This is a genomic window from Chryseobacterium sp. MEBOG07 (assembly GCF_021869745.1).
GTDB lineage: Bacteria > Bacteroidota > Bacteroidia > Flavobacteriales > Weeksellaceae > Chryseobacterium > Chryseobacterium viscerum.
The window spans coordinates 4,509,214-4,524,305 of the sequence record NZ_CP084579.1 but is presented as its reverse complement, the minus strand read 5'-3'; the positions used below and the strand labels follow the sequence as shown (position 1 = coordinate 4,524,305).

Sequence of the window (15,092 nt, the reverse complement as noted above, 5' to 3'; positions counted from 1 at the left end):
TATTTATTATAAATTCTTACTGTAAATTATTAAATTTGACAAAAATAATTCTAACAGATGAGCATTTTAAAAGGAGTAGGTGTTGCGTTGGTAACGCCCTTTAATGAAGATTTATCCGTTGATTTCGATAGTTTAACAAAACTGGTTGAATACAATATCGAAAACGGAACCAATTATTTGGTTGTATTGGGAACAACGGCAGAAGCCGCAACGCTTTCTGCAGAGGAAAAGAAACAGGTAATTGAGCATATCATTAAGGTGAATAATAAACGTCTTCCTTTGGTTTTGGGAATTGGCGGCAACGATACTCTTGATGTCAAGAAACAGATTGAAGAAGCAGATCTTTCTGCATTTGAAGCCGTACTTTCAGTATCTCCATACTACAATAAACCGAATCAGGAAGGTCTTTATCAGCACTATAAAGCTTTAGCTTCCACAGGAAAGAATATTATTATTTATAATGTTCCTTCAAGAACAGGGCAGAATGTAGACGCAGATACCACTCTTCGTCTTGCGAAAGAATTCCCTAATTTATTCATGATTAAGGAAGCTGCACCCAATATTTTACAGTATTTTGATATCCTGAGAAAGAAGCCTGAAGGGTTTTCTTTGGTTTCCGGAGATGATGAATATACATTACCAGTAACGCTGGCTGGAGGGAATGGGGTAATCTCTGTAATTGGGCAGGCATATCCTAAAGAATTCTCTACTATGGTACAATTAGCTTTCGATGGTAAAGTAAAAGAGGCTTATGAAATTCATAATAAACTGGTTGATATTACCCGTTTAATTTTTGCAGAAGGGAATCCTTGCGGTATTAAGGTCATTTTGACTGAAAAAGGAATCATCAAAAACTATTTGAGACTTCCTTTAGTAGCAGCTTCAGAAGGTCTTTACGCAAAAATTAAAGCTGAAATGGCAACCATCTCATAAAGGATTGAGAAAAATGAATTTTGATATTGCTTTAAAATTCAACAATTCATTATTGAAAATATAAAAGGTGAAAAGTTTAGGCTTTTCACTTTTTTTAATCATCATAATATTATAAATCATGAAATTAAGACAGGCAACAGCAGCGGATATTCATTTAATTCAGGATCTGGCACGCAGATCATGGGAAAATGCTTACGCAGATATTCTTTCTAAAGAACAGATGGAGTATATGCTTTCTGAAATGTATTCTGAAACCGAAATTCTAACTCATTTTCAAAATCCTCATTACCATTATTATATGATTCAGGATGAAAACAGTGATCGGTATGAGGGGTTTATCGGTTACGAGCATAATTATGAAGAGAATACAACCAAGCTTCACCGTATTTATCTTGTCCCGGAAAGTAAGGGCAAAGGATTTGGTAAAAAAGCACTTCAGTTTCTAAATGAAAAAGTTTCTGAAAACGGAAACCATAGAATTATTTTGAATGTCAATAAATTCAATTCCGCCAGAAACTTCTACGAGTCCCAAGGATACAAGGTTTATGGTGAAGGTGTTTTTGATATCGGTAACGGATATGTAATGGATGATTATCTGATGGAATTTCTAATTCACTTATAATTGACTTAAAATTTTGTAACTTTATCCTGTAATTCTATAACAAGTGACTTCTTTTTTTGAATGATCTTTGCTTCAGAACCAAATCACTTATAACAATACATTCATATGCTTGGTTTTGAGCTGACTCAGCTTTTTATCAGTATATTTTTTTCATCCTTAGTGTTTAAATTCCTGTATTCAATAATACAGGAGTTTTTGCGTATATACGTCAAAATAAAAAAATATATAGCTATTTCACATTTAATTGAAATAAATTATTATATTTACTAAAATTAAAAGGCTTATATATACTAGGATGAAAATGTATGTTAAATTTGATTTCAATGCTCTTTGCAAAAAGATATTGGACGAGAAACTTAAAGAACACGGACTGAAGTACAGGTTGCTGAACTTCGGTGAGGTAGAATTCTATGAGCCCCTTACACAAGAACAACACAATCTTTTTAAGCAAAATCTTGAAGAGTATGGTATTGAGATCATAGAAAGTCAAAAAACCGCTCTGGTACAAAAAATAAAAGATGCTATCGTAGAACTTGTCTTTTCTGATGAGATCATCCCGGTAAAAGCATCGATATACATTTCTGAGAAACTGAATCACAGCTATGGTTATCTTTCCAATCTATTTTCGGAAGTTGCCTATACCTCTATAGAGAATTTTATTATTCTGCAAAAGATAGAACATTCAAAAGCTCTGATCATAAGAAATAAGCAAAGCCTTACAGAAATTGCCCATAAACTGAACTATTCAAGTGTGGCACATTTGAGTACCCAATTTAAAAATACAACAGGAATTACTCCATCTCAGTTTCAAAAGATTATTGGAAAAAGAAGAAGAGCCCAAAGCACGGCAATAAACCCTAAAATGCAGTATGAATAAAGAATTTCTGAACGTAATAGTAGCAGATAACGATGAAAGCACTTTGATTTTTTTTAAAAATATTTTGAAAGAGTTGAAAATCTCTATAAAAGTTCAATGCTTCAGCAACGGAAAAGATCTGATGAAATATCTGAATAATGAGGATGCTGTAATTCCCGAGCTTGTTTTCATAAAATATACGATTCCCGGAAAAGAATGTATGGAATGTCTTGAGGAAATTGATTCAAATGTGAAATTCAACAACATGGTAACAGCCATTTTTTCTGAACCGATTTCAGAAGATGACATTGAAGATATTTTTGTAAAAGGAGCCAATATTTATATGAAAAAACCAGAGTGTTTTGAAAGGTTTAAAAAGGCTCTTACAGATATTATTACCATCAATTGGCAGTATCATACTTCAGGATTGAATAAAGATAATTTTATTTTGAAAGTGTGATGTATAAAGGATTTATTAATTCAATATTAAAGAAATGTAAATCATATTTGATGCATACTATTCACAAATAAGTGAAAATTTTATAACTAATAATTAAAATAATATAAAAGGCATCCGAATTAATATTCTGACATTTGTAAAAGTAAACTGAGACACAAATTTCATTATATAGAAAAAGATACTCATGAATGAGAAGTAATTGTTTCTAAAAACAAGATTATATAAATCACGATGTTAGTTAACAAAATGAATTATACTAATTTTCCAATTTTAAAGCATAGAAGATCTTTAAACAAAACGGTACAATCATGAAAACTTAAAGTAGTTGGAGGTATTTTTATTCGTTTCATTCCCTCATCTCCACCTATACACAGTTAGTTTTTATAATAAGCAAGTTGGAAAAAAATAATTCATTTTGTTTTTTTATAAATTTATTTTAATAGTGGCGGCCTTACCTTATTCAAATAATATATTTTATATAAATATTTTCACACCACATCACAAAATATTAAGCCAAAACTATTAAAATAAATTTTTTATAAACAGACCAAAAGTAATTTCTTCTAAATAACAGTTTTATAAGGGGGCCGCAGGAAATCTTTTTCTGCGGTTTTTTTATGATATTTTGCTCCACTTATTTTTTCCCTTGTAGTATCTGATATAATAGTTTTTGATAATCAGATTGTCTGGTCTGGAAAGCATAGGATCAGCTTCCAGGATTTTTCTACCGTATTTTTTGTTGTCTTAATGATCGCCGAATCATTAATGAGATCAAGTCTCTTAAAATCTACCACACCACTTTGCTGTGTACCCAGAATATCTCCAGGACCGCGAAGCTGCATATCCACTTCAGAAATCTTAAATCCATCATTTGTTTCCGTCATTGTTTTGATACGGGTTCTGCTTTCTTTGGACAATTTATCCGAAGTCATCAGAATGCAGTAGCTCTGCTCAGCACCTCTTCCCACACGTCCTCTCAGCTGATGAAGCTGTGAAAGCCCGAATCTTTCAGAACTTTCAATCACCATTACGGAAGCATTGGGAACATTTACCCCTACTTCAATCACGGTAGTTGCGACCATGATTTCTGCTTTTCCGGAAGCAAAATAAGCCATTGCTGCATCTTTTTCATCCGGCTTCATTTTTCCATGAAGCATGGTTACGTTGTATTCTGAAAAATACTCCATGACGTGTTCCAGCCCTTCCATCAGATTTTTATAATCCAATGTTTCAGATTCTTCAATGAGTGGATATACAAAATAGACCTGTCGTCCTTTTTTTATTTCATCTTTACAGAAGTTATAAACATACACTCTGTCCTTTTCACGTCTGTGAGCGGTTATGATTGGTTTTCTTCCCACCGGCATTTCATCAATTACAGAAACATCCAGATCAGAATAAAAACTCATTGCCAAGGTCCTTGGGATAGGAGTAGCGGTCATTACCAAAATATGAGGAGGGATTTTATTTTTTGCCCAAAGCTTAGCCCGTTGAGCAACTCCAAATCTATGCTGCTCATCAATGATGGCGAGCCCAAGGTTTTTAAATTTAACCTTATCTTCTAGCACAGCATGGGTTCCTACTAAAATAGAAAGTGTACCGTTTTCAAGCTCTTCATGTAAAATTCTCCTCTCTGCTGCTTTAGTTGAACCCGTCAGAATGCGGATATTGATCCCTGTCTTTTCTAGCAGTTCTTTAATTCCGTTATAATGCTGTTGGGCAAGAATTTCTGTAGGAGCCATCAGACAGCTCTGAAAACCGTTGTCCATGGCGATAAGCATAGTGAGAAGCGCTACCATCGTTTTTCCGGAACCTACATCTCCCTGTAAAAGCCTGTTCATCTGAATCGGCCTTTTCATATCCATACGGATTTCCTTTAAAACTCTTTTCTGAGCATTGGTAAGCTCAAAAGGAAGATAATTCTCATAAAAATCATTGAAATGATCCCCTATAATAGGAAATGAGTTCCCAAAAGACTGAGTCTTATGATGAAGTTTTTTTAAACCATATCCCAGCTGAAAAAAGAATGATTCTTCAAATTTTAATCTGAAATCAGCCTTGTCAAAATGTTCCATATCCTTCGGAAAATGAATATTCAGAAAAGTGTGCTGTCTTGACATGAATGTAAAAGTTTTCATCAGGTATTCCGGGAAATTTTCTTCAATAAGATTCGGGATCTCTTTGCAGATATTTCTTAAGGCATTTTGAAAAAACCTTTGATTTAAACCTCTTTTGGTCAGTTTTTCAGAACTTGGATATATGGGTTTAAGCCGTGTATCACCTTCTTTACTTTCTTCCGCTTCTATTTCCGGGTGCGGCATAGAAAACTGACGGTTGAAAACATTGATCTTTCCAAAAATATAAACCTCTTTATTAATAGGAAGTTGTTCTTTCAGCCATTTTGAATACTGAAACCATACCAGATCCATACTGCCGGTGTCGTCATTGAATTTTGCAGACAATCTTTTAGTCTTACCAGTCTGGATTTCCTGTACCTGAGTAATTCTTCCCTTAAATTGTATTTCCTGGCTGCTTTCTTCCTGAAGCTGAGATATCTTATAAATTTTGCTTTTATCGAGGTAGCGGATAGGGTAGAAGTTAAGCATATCTTCCACGGTAGATAAGCCTAACACACTTTTGATGAGTTTGGCTCTTTCCGGACCTATTCCTTTTACGTATTCTATGGAGGTTTCTAAAGTCATTTTTAATTTGAGACCCAGGTTTCAAGGCCTGAGTTTGTATGAAAAAACAAAGGTTCGAATTTCGGGAAAATAAAAAAGACTTCCAAAAAAATTGGAAGTCTCTATAGTGAATTTTTAGAATTGAACTCAAAAAGTATGAATTTCGAAACTCTAAATTAATCTTTGATCTTAGATTTGAATTTTTTCTGGTAATCTTCCCACTGTTCTCTGGTACGGATTTTTTTAAATAAATCCTTAGAAATCAGTTCCAGATAGGGTTCAAGTTCTTTGGCTGACAATTCTCCCTGAAGAATAGTGATAGGATCACCATGCTCATCCAGAAATACTGTACTTGGGACTGCTCCTACATTCATGTACTGTGTAAACTCATGCAGGGAATTTTTTCCTTTTTTATGTTCAGTATTAGGATTGGAAAATGTTCTTCCGAAAATTTCAACATTCTTCTTTTCTTCTGCATCGAATTTTACAGGATAGTAATTCTCATTTAAAATCTGAGCAATCACAGGATGTCCATAAGTCTTTTTGTCCATGATTTTGCAGGGACCGCACCAGTCTGCATAAAAGTCAATCAATATTTTTTTTGGATTTTCTTTTTGAGCTTTTAAAGCTTCTTCAATGGTCATCCACTTTATCTGGGCAAAACTGAAATTTAATAGTAATAAGATAACTATGCTTAGAATTTTCTTCATATTGTGATATTTATGTAAAAATAAGCATAATTACTTATTCTTTTATTTGACCTCCTGCATTAATTTTTTCACGAATGAAGATAGCAAAATTAATACCACACCGGCTATTAGTGCATAGATACCCAATGTTTTATATCCATCCGTATAGGCAAGAAGTTTACTCATATTGGTATTTCCAGTATTGGATTCAGATAAGCTAGCTCCAATTTTACCTGCAGCAAACTGTCCGAATGCACTCGCTAGAAACCAAAGTCCCATCATCATACCAAACATTTTTTTAGGAGATAATTTTGTAATGATAGACATCCCGATAGGTCCCAGACACAGTTCCCCGAAAGTTATCACAAGCCAGGTGAAAGTAAACAGATTAAGAGATGATTTGCCATCTTCACCTGCAAAATATCTTAAGCTGTAAAATAAAAAGAATCCAGCTGCAAGAAATAGAAATCCAATTCCAAATTTGTTAATGGTATTAGGTTCAAGCTTCTTTTTGTTTAAACCTACCCAAGCGAGACCAATAAGAGGACTGAAAATAATAATAAAGAAAGAATTGGCACTGTTATTAATAACATTAGGGTCCATACTTATTCCTAACATATTGTGTACAAGATTATCTTTTGCAAATAAGGACAATGAACCACCACTTTGTTCATAAATAGAATTAAATAGGAAGTACATGAAAATAAATACAAAGGCTGCAATAAGTTTCTTTTGATAAGAAGAGGTCTGCTTTATTGTTTCTATGACAAAATATCCTACGGCTGCAATACCGATTAAATACATAAAATAATCTGTAAACTCAGTGTTTTTGACCATTATGAAAATAAGAGGCATACTTATCAAAGCTCCAATATATACCAAAACTTCACGTAAAGTCCTTTTAGATTGCGGAAGAACCTTTAATGGTGAATCGCCGATAGGTCCTAATGATTTTTTAGTAATGAAAAAGGTAATTAAGCCTAAAACCATCACTACTGCTGCTGCGAGAAAACACCATGACCATGAATAATATTTTCCAAGATATACACAAAGAGCTCCTCCTAAAAGTCCTCCAATATTAATTCCAGCATAGAAAAGTCCATATCCGGCATCTCTTCTTGGGTCGTCTTCTTTATAAAGTTCTCCTACCATTGAAGAAATGTTGGGTTTAAAGAATCCTGTCCCGATAATAGAGCAGGTAATACCAAAATAAAAGAAGTCATGAGGAGAAAGAGCAATAATAAGATTTCCAACTGCCATGATAATCCCTCCAAAGACCAAAGATTTTTTAAACCCTAAGATTTTATCGGCAAAAATACCTCCTATAAAGGTAAAAGCATAAATGAAAGCCTGGATAGCTCCATACTGTAGGTTAGCTTTGTCTTCCAGTAGACCCAGCTGGTCTACCATAAAAATTGTAAGAACACCACGCATTCCGTAGAAACAGAAACGTTCCCACATTTCAACGGTAAATAAGGTCCAAAGCTGTTTAGGATACTTTCCTTTAAAGTTTTGTATTTCTTCTAGAGTTAAGCTCATAATGATATATGATTGTTTTAATTAGGGTTTTTATTTTTCTGATTCAGTTCAAAACGTATTCTGTACTGATCAATAATTTGTTTTAATTTTAATTTTTTGGGGATGTACAGCAGATATTTGCTGGCAAATAAATTGTTTTTTTACGATTTTGAGTAAAAGGAATCTATGCGATTCGTGACGCAATGCGTCACATATGGGAAATGCATGATAAAAAGAGTGCATATTTCTTAAGCTACTTTCATCAAAACCTTTTCCATATTCTGAGGATTCTTTTCCCTGTTGCTTATCTTCCACAATAAGTTTTCCAATCTGCCAGTAGGTAAGCAGTAGCGTAGAATTCGCAATTCGAAAAATCTTTTCGCGCGACTGTCTAACAATTTCTTTTACGGATTGGAATAAAGAATCTTCGGAAATTTCCATCATACGAAAATAAAAAAAACCTCCGACTTAGCAGAGGTTTTATTCATATTTTGTTAATGCAGTTAGTTTACACCGTGCATCATTTTCTTTAAGATAGGTGAAAGTAAACCTAATATTACAGAAGCGATACCACAAAGTACTACGAATACCATGAAGAATTCGAATAAGTTATGAATCTCAAATCCTACAAAAGTAGGGTTGTGCAATGGAAGTTGAGCTTTATCGAAAGCAGCTACCTGATCAGCTGTTAGAGTTACTTTTTTATCTAAAACATCCTGAAGGTTAACTCCTATTTCCTTTGCTTTTGTAAATTTATCACCTGTTGCAGGGATAAGTGCTCCTAATGAACCTGCCAAAGCATATCCGGCAGCATTAGAGATAAAGAAAACACCATACAATAATGAAGCAAATCTTTTTGGAGCCAGTTTACCTACTAATGATAATCCAATTGGAGAAAGACAAAGCTCACCACAAGTCTGGATGAAGTATAAAAGCATTAACCATTTGATCGCTAATAAGCCCGAGTTTCCAAGATCTTTTACATTGTGTGCAATGATGAAATAAGAAAGAGCAATTAATGCTAATCCCATGGCTTGTTTGAATGGAGATACTGGTTCTTTTCCTTTTGCTCTTAGCTTATCCCAACATAAACTGAAAGGAACTGCTAATAGAACTACGAAAATTCCGTTAAAGATCTGAACCATTGAAGGAGGCATATTCCATCCAAAAATATTTCTGTCTGTCTGGTTATCTGCTATAAATGTTAAAGAAGAACCTGCCTGCTCGAATGCAGCCCAGAAGAAAATAATAAAGAACGATACAATATAGATTACCCAGATTCTTTGTTTTTCAATCTTGTTTTCAGCAGAAGACATGATCAGGAATGCTAAAGAAATACCCGCTGCATAGATGAAAGGATAAATAATACCTTTGATTAGCTGGCCCATTTCTACCGCTTTAAATCCAAATTCTCCTACCAGAAGATATCTGAAAGCAAAGAATAAAATGATAAATATCCCCCAGTGATCCCTAAAGACTGACCTGAAAATTTAGCCGTTTGCGTTTCTCCTTCTTCAAAGTCTGCACTTGTATTGTTTTTAGGCAACCCTCCGATAGGTCTTCCTTCCGGAGTTACTACATATTTATTTTTAAGGATAAAGAATGTTATTGTTCCTATTACCATTGCAATAGAAGCGGCTAAGAATCCCCATTTGAAAGCAAAAATATCTCTTACTCCTGTTGTAGCATCTTTCACGTCTCCTACATATGGACAGATAAACTGACCTAGGAATGCTCCGATGTTGATCCCCATATAGAAAATGGTGAAAGCAGAATCCAGTTTAGACTTTTCCTGTTTTGGATAAAGACTTCCTACCATTGAAGAAATATTCGGTTTGAAGAATCCGTTACCAAAAATAATAACGAATAATGCCAGCCACATAATCATTTTGGAACTACCCAGATCTGCCGAGAAGGTAGAAGCACTGATGAATAATAGAAACTGACCGATAGCCATTAATGATCCACCAATGATAATGGCAAATCTGTTTCCGATATATTTATCAGCAATAAAACCTCCTAAAAGAGGTGTTAAATAACATAAAGCTAGAAATCCACCATAGATGATCGCTGCATCAGCTTCTTTTATTAATAAGGAATTTACCATGAAGAGCGTCAAAAGAGCTCTCATTCCATAAAAGTTGAAACGCTCCCACATTTCTGTTCCGAAAAGAACCCATAATCCTTTAGGATGCCTGGAATTCTTACTCTCTACAAATTCATCCGGTTTCGGACTCAATGCTTCAATATTATCCATTTCTATTGTTAATTTTTGTTAAGACTGACAAATATAGTTTATTTTAGGTTTTTGGCAAGGTTTTAATTTTATTTTTAAATAAAAAAGCTGCGGAGGAGTTCCGCAGCTTGCTAATCGTTATAATATCAGGGATTAATGCCCTTTTTCCTTCATGATTTTGTTCAGTCTTTTTAACATAGAAAGACCTAAAAGTGTAGCAAATATTAACAAAGCAAAATTCACAAGGAAATAATTGGTCTTGTTTTCGTAATTGTACCACGTACTTGCTAAGATTCCTGAAAGTTTATTACCAACAGAGTTCGCCAGGAAAAACCCTCCCATCATCAATGCTGTAATCCTTGCAGGAGACAGTTTCGATACAAAGGAAAGCCCCATTGGAGACAGACATAATTCACCGATGGTAATGACACCATAACTGGCTACCAGCCATAGAGGGGAAACTTTTACTGCTCCATTATCTCCAGCCATGACAGCTAAAACCATCACCAGACAGGAAAGTCCTGAGATGAAAAGCCCTAAGACAATTTTTGTAGGAGTCAGTGGCTCTTTTCCTTTTCTTCTCAATAATGCCCAGAATCCAACGATAACTGGGGTCAGGGCAATAACCCAGAACGGATTGATAGACTGAAATAATTCCGTATTGTATAGGTATACTTTGCTCTCTGGATTTTTCTCAAGGGCGGCACGCTGTTCAGGCGAAATGTTTTTAAAGTAAACATCTTTTCCTGTTTCCTTTTTCGTTTCTCCTTTGTCATCCTTTTGAGAACGGAACTGATTGTCATAAACAGGAGTTTCTTTGTTCCCATAGCTTTTTCCTTCCACCATATAGATTCCTTCCAATGGTTTTTCAAGAGAGGCAGGAACACTTCTGTCCGTATAATAATTCGCCCATCTCGTTAAAGCTGTCCCGTTCTGCTTGAAAACAGCCCAGAAGAACATACTGATCAGGAATACAGAAAGTAATGCTCCGATAGGTGCTTTTTCGTCAGGTTTAGCTTTAAAGTAAAGAGAGGCATAAAAGTAAATTACAGGCACACATGCGAAAATAAAGGCATCCGTACTGTCGCTTCCGAAGATATTGTTAGGAATAAACCAGCCTATTGCACCGGCAACTATAGCAGGAACAAATACTTTTAGCATAATTTCTGAAAGCTTTGTATCTCCTTCCTGTACAGGTTTCATCTGTGCAGCATGGATGTAGTGCTTTCTTCCGATCGTAAAAATAACCATACCAATAAGCATTCCGACTCCGGCTGTGATGAAAGCCTCACCCCAACCGAACTTGTTACGCATGAAAGCTGCAATAATGTTACAGATAAATGCTCCGATATTGATTCCCATATAGAAGATATTATACCCGGAGTCTTTATTGGCTTTATAAGGTTCTTCAGAATAAAGATTTCCTAATAAGGTTGAAATAGTTGGTTTAAAGAAACCGTTTCCAATGATAATTAAAGCTAAAGAAGAATAAAATAAAGGTAAATCCTTGAAAACTCCCATTCCTATATACCCGGCAGCCATTAAGAAGCCTCCAATATAAATAGATTTTATATATCCCAAAACTCTGTCTGCAAGGAATCCACCAATGAATGGAGTCAGGTAAGTTAATGCAATATAGGTTCCGAAAATGTCATCAGCAGTTTTGTCTGGCAGCCCAAGCCCTCCTTTCATTCCGGTAGGCTCAATAACATACAGAACAAAGATTCCAAGAATCAGGTAGTACCCGAAACGCTCCCACATTTCTGTAAAAAAGAGAAAGGGCAGCCCTTTAGGATGTTTAGTCTTCATATATTCAATTTTCAAATTTCCCAAAAATAAGTTTTTAATTTTAATTGATAAAATAAATAATACTTGCCTAAACGATTAATGAAATAAATAAAAAATCCCTCTCATGAAAAATGAAAGGGACGTTGATTATTCATAAATGATACTATATAATTAAATTATTATAGAAAAATTTATGGGCTAAAATCCATTTTGAGATTTTAGTACTTGGTTTTCTTCATTTAATTCACAAATCTTTTGTTTTAGGAAGCCAATATAGTCTTGTAAATTTTCAATTAATGAGGAATTGAAATTTTGAGTGTACTGATATTGGGAAGTATCTTTGAATGTAGAATTATTATTACTGATTACTCTTTCTTCCTCTTCTTTAATATCAGAAATAGGAACACTGAGCGATTCAGCTATCTTCTTCCATTCTTCTTCATGTATCCTTACTTCGCCCCGTTCTTTCCGGGAATAGTTTGAAGGATCAGTAGATAAAATTTTCGCCATCTTCTCTTGAGAGATGCCTTTGAGTTTTCGTAGGTTTCTTAGTTTTTCTTGCTTCATTATTTCTTAATGTCTATTACAAATATGCAAAACATGTACAACTTTTGCAAGAAAAATACCGGAAAAATGCCTGAAATATTTATTTTATTGGAGAATTTAATTTATAGTTTTGAAAAGTCAATAATGACACAGAATATTTAATTAAAACATTATGAAAAGCAATTCTTTAAAAATTAAGAAAGCAAGTCTATCAAGAAACGAGTTAAGATCACTTAAAGGAGGAAAAATCATTCTAGGGCCAGGGCCAATTGGAATTGGAGGTGGAGAAGTAGAGTGCGGTTGTGTACAAGCTGGCTGTGCTGGAGATGGTAGTGCAAGATGTGGAGGTTCTTGTTGTTAGTCAACCTTTAAAAATAATCAGCAATAGAATTTCTATTGCTGATTCACTTTATATTTATGTCAAAAAATACTAATATATTAACCAGCTATTTAAGTCTTATTGATATTCATGTTGATAAGAATGAGTTTGAATATCAATTAAATGGCCATCCGGAATTTCCTAATATTCTGTCTTTTTCCGATACGCTACATTTTTTAATATTGATTGTTCTGTTTTTGAAATAGATGAAGAAGATATTGAATTGTTGCCCAAAAACTTTATTTCTATTAATGATGAAGGCTTTAAATTAGAAGACAAAAAAAACTATGATATTTCAGCGTCTAATGTTGTTTTATTAGTTGATAAATCAGAAAGCTTTTATAACGAAAAGAAGAAAAATAACCTTTTCTTATGGAGTACTCTTTTATTGGGTGCTCTCGTATTATCTGTTTTATTATTGGATTTTTCTTTCTTGTATACAGGAATAGCATTTTTATCACTTTCATTTTTAGGAATTTTCTTTTCTTATGAAGCCTATAAAAAAACTCATGGTAAGGGAACAATCATACCTTTAGGGGTATGTCAGAATAAAATGTTGAAAACAGATTGTGATTATGTATTTAATTATAAGAAATGGAAGTTTTTCGATATATCTGAGATCTCTTTATTATTCTTTTTCTCTCAAATTATTAGTTTTATAGTTTTGGCTATTTACAAAGATCTGAGTTTTTATTATTTTATATATAAGTATATATTCTACCTTTTTATACCCATTTCATTTGTTTCATTGTATTACCAGATTATTGTTATTAAAAAACTATGTCCGGTTTGTATTGGTATCATAGTCTGTGTGTATGCCCAGCTGGCTCTTTTGTTCTTTTTACCAAACCCATTTGTAAAGATCAATCCGTTTTCTATTGTTTTGTATGGGCTCTTTGTTTTGGCTTCTGCTTTATTTCTGCTTTATTTAAAGGAAAAAATAAATTGGAATAATAAACTGAAAGAAGAGATTGTAAAAAGTTCAAGGTTTAAAAAGAATTACACTTTCTTCAGAAATAATCTTGCAATTCAAAAGAAAACACTTAATGATGATTTTTTAAGTTCGTTTAATTTTGGAACTTCTGATTCAAATTTAACATTAACTTTAGTGACAAATCCTTCGTGTAAATATTGTAAAGAATTCTATCCTACATTTATGAGGATCATATATAACTACAGTAATAAAATTAATATTCGACTGGTATTAGATGCAGATCTGGACAATTTTTCGGAGGAATTACGTTCTACATATATAAATATGGCTTGTATTTATGAAAACTCAGAAGATAAAACAATGTTTTTTGTGGCATTGGAAGAGTGGTATAATATAAGAACAGATAAAAAAGGAATTAATAATTGGAACAACAAGTATTCTCATTTGTTTAAAAATCAGGATAATGTTATCTCTATCTTAAATAATCAGAAAAAATGGAGAAACATCAATGATATTAATTTTACACCGGATATTTTTATTAATGGATATCAATATCCTATAGAATATGACAGGGCAGATCTTGAATATTTCATATCAGAGATGATGGGATAAATATTAAATTATGAAAAAGCTACTATTTTTATTATTGGGAACATTTATTTGTTTTTCACAAAGCAACAGATTTATATATGAAGTAACTTCTAAGAAGGATTCTACCTCTCAAAACCTAATAAAAGAAAATTTTAATCTTGATACTACACCCGATGATATCGCCTATTACAATAGATTCTATTATGTCAATGATTCCTTATTTGTATCTAAAAACCAATACGGCTATAAAGGTTACAAACTCACTTCATTTCTGATTAAAAAAAATAATAGCAATGAATATCAGAACTATGAATATATAGGAGATGTGAATTTTTATAAAATTAATGAAAAGGCACAGCAGAACTGGAAAATTTCAGATAGTACCAAAACATTTGGTGGGTACCAGGTTCAAAAAGCGGTAACGGAGTTTGGAGGAAGAAGCTGGGTAGCATGGTTTTCCAAAGATATCCCGATTCCTTATGGACCCTATAAATTTAATGGTTTACCTGGGTTGATTATGGAATTATATGATGTGAAAAAAGACTATTATTTCAAAATCATTAAAAGTGAAAAAATTCCGGATTCATACAAACGGATTTCTTTAGAGAATTCTATTTCCAGAGCAATTCCTGTGGATCATGCTAAATTAAATAAATTGAGATTAGAGTTGTATGATAATCCTTTCAAATATATAATGAATGGAAGACTGACTTTACCTGAAGGAAAGAAATTGCAGCTTGATGATGGGACGATCCTTACAAAAGAGGAACTGAAACCCGCTGAGGCCAACGAAAGAAAAAAATTAAAAGCCTTTAATAATCCTATAGAACTTGATAAAGCTGTAAAATATCTTTGATAA

The 15,092-nt window shown here is 33.4% G+C and carries 11 protein-coding genes and 2 pseudogenes; 6 read left to right on the top strand and 7 right to left on the bottom strand.

The annotated features are described in order from the left end of the window. The first annotated feature begins 57 nt into the window (after positions 1 to 57). From dapA to LF886_RS20690, 4 genes are all read left to right on the top strand, one after another. The gene (gene dapA / locus LF886_RS20705) at positions 58 to 933 is read left to right on the top strand and encodes a 4-hydroxy-tetrahydrodipicolinate synthase (RefSeq protein ID WP_103233216.1); all 876 of its coding nucleotides are present in this window, start codon (positions 58 to 60) and stop codon (positions 931 to 933) included. A gap of 118 nt (positions 934 to 1,051) precedes the next feature. Continuing rightward, positions 1,052 to 1,555: a GNAT family N-acetyltransferase gene (locus tag LF886_RS20700; protein WP_236851415.1), complete on the top strand. Its 504-nt coding sequence runs from the start codon at positions 1,052 to 1,054 to the stop codon at positions 1,553 to 1,555. A 295-nt stretch (positions 1,556 to 1,850) separates the two neighbouring features. Beyond that, positions 1,851 to 2,432 (top strand): helix-turn-helix domain-containing protein, encoded by a 582-nt coding sequence (locus LF886_RS20695; protein WP_236851414.1) that lies wholly within the window; start codon positions 1,851 to 1,853, stop codon positions 2,430 to 2,432. Beyond that, the gene (locus LF886_RS20690) at positions 2,425 to 2,871 is read left to right on the top strand and encodes a response regulator (protein WP_236851413.1); all 447 of its coding nucleotides are present in this window, start codon (positions 2,425 to 2,427) and stop codon (positions 2,869 to 2,871) included. The genes LF886_RS20695 and LF886_RS20690 overlap by 8 nt, the downstream gene beginning before the upstream one ends. Before the next feature lie 615 nt (positions 2,872 to 3,486). On the opposite strand, the pseudogene recG reads toward LF886_RS20690, so the two are convergent. The 7 genes and pseudogenes from recG to LF886_RS20655 all read right to left on the bottom strand — a co-directional run bounded on the left by recG (position 3,487) and on the right by LF886_RS20655 (position 12,350). Next, positions 3,487 to 5,573, bottom strand: a pseudogene (gene recG / locus LF886_RS20685) (ATP-dependent DNA helicase RecG). Positions 5,574 to 5,728: 155 nt separating this feature from the next. After that, the gene (locus tag LF886_RS20680; protein WP_236851412.1) at positions 5,729 to 6,262 is read right to left on the bottom strand and encodes a thioredoxin family protein; all 534 of its coding nucleotides are present in this window, start codon (positions 6,260 to 6,262) and stop codon (positions 5,729 to 5,731) included. Between the two features lie 42 nt (positions 6,263 to 6,304). Then, positions 6,305 to 7,780, bottom strand: a complete 1,476-nt coding sequence (locus tag LF886_RS20675; protein WP_236851411.1) for a peptide MFS transporter — start codon at positions 7,778 to 7,780, stop codon at positions 6,305 to 6,307. A gap of 69 nt (positions 7,781 to 7,849) precedes the next feature. Continuing rightward, a complete protein-coding gene (locus LF886_RS20670) occupies positions 7,850 to 8,203 on the bottom strand; it encodes a DUF1016 N-terminal domain-containing protein (protein ID WP_236851410.1) in 354 nt (117 codons plus the stop codon). A 59-nt stretch (positions 8,204 to 8,262) separates the two neighbouring features. Continuing rightward, positions 8,263 to 10,016: pseudogene (locus LF886_RS20665) on the bottom strand (peptide MFS transporter). Positions 10,017 to 10,148: 132 nt separating this feature from the next. Continuing rightward, positions 10,149 to 11,804 (bottom strand): peptide MFS transporter, encoded by a 1,656-nt coding sequence (locus tag LF886_RS20660; RefSeq protein WP_236851409.1) that lies wholly within the window; start codon positions 11,802 to 11,804, stop codon positions 10,149 to 10,151. 177 nt (positions 11,805 to 11,981) lie between these two features. Further along, the gene (locus tag LF886_RS20655; protein WP_236851408.1) at positions 11,982 to 12,350 is read right to left on the bottom strand and encodes a helix-turn-helix domain-containing protein; all 369 of its coding nucleotides are present in this window, start codon (positions 12,348 to 12,350) and stop codon (positions 11,982 to 11,984) included. A gap of 584 nt (positions 12,351 to 12,934) precedes the next feature. On the opposite strand from LF886_RS20655, the gene LF886_RS20650 reads away from it, so the two are divergent. Then, on the top strand, positions 12,935 to 14,254 hold the full coding sequence (locus tag LF886_RS20650; RefSeq protein ID WP_236851407.1) for a thioredoxin domain-containing protein: 1,320 nt from the start codon (positions 12,935 to 12,937) through the stop codon (positions 14,252 to 14,254). A gap of 10 nt (positions 14,255 to 14,264) precedes the next feature. Further along, the gene (locus LF886_RS20645) at positions 14,265 to 15,089 is read left to right on the top strand and encodes a GLPGLI family protein (protein WP_236851406.1); all 825 of its coding nucleotides are present in this window, start codon (positions 14,265 to 14,267) and stop codon (positions 15,087 to 15,089) included. The last annotated feature ends 3 nt before the right edge of the window (positions 15,090 to 15,092 follow it).

What these genes read in the sequence shown, in the direction of transcription:
- LF886_RS20660 (WP_236851409.1), bottom strand. Translation starts at nt 11,804, where the DNA reads ATGAAGACTAAACATCCTAAAGGGCTGCCCTTTCTCTTTTTTACAGAA.
- LF886_RS20695 (WP_236851414.1), top strand. Translation starts at nt 1,851, where the DNA reads ATGAAAATGTATGTTAAATTTGATTTCAATGCTCTTTGCAAAAAGATA.
- LF886_RS20645 (WP_236851406.1), top strand. Translation starts at nt 14,265, where the DNA reads ATGAAAAAGCTACTATTTTTATTATTGGGAACATTTATTTGTTTTTCA.
- LF886_RS20680 (WP_236851412.1), bottom strand. Translation starts at nt 6,262, where the DNA reads ATGAAGAAAATTCTAAGCATAGTTATCTTATTACTATTAAATTTCAGT.
- LF886_RS20675 (WP_236851411.1), bottom strand. Translation starts at nt 7,780, where the DNA reads ATGAGCTTAACTCTAGAAGAAATACAAAACTTTAAAGGAAAGTATCCT.
- dapA (WP_103233216.1), top strand. Translation starts at nt 58, where the DNA reads ATGAGCATTTTAAAAGGAGTAGGTGTTGCGTTGGTAACGCCCTTTAAT.
- LF886_RS20670 (WP_236851410.1), bottom strand. Translation starts at nt 8,203, where the DNA reads ATGATGGAAATTTCCGAAGATTCTTTATTCCAATCCGTAAAAGAAATT.
- LF886_RS20655 (WP_236851408.1), bottom strand. Translation starts at nt 12,350, where the DNA reads ATGAAGCAAGAAAAACTAAGAAACCTACGAAAACTCAAAGGCATCTCT.
- LF886_RS20690 (WP_236851413.1), top strand. Translation starts at nt 2,425, where the DNA reads ATGAATAAAGAATTTCTGAACGTAATAGTAGCAGATAACGATGAAAGC.
- LF886_RS20700 (WP_236851415.1), top strand. Translation starts at nt 1,052, where the DNA reads ATGAAATTAAGACAGGCAACAGCAGCGGATATTCATTTAATTCAGGAT.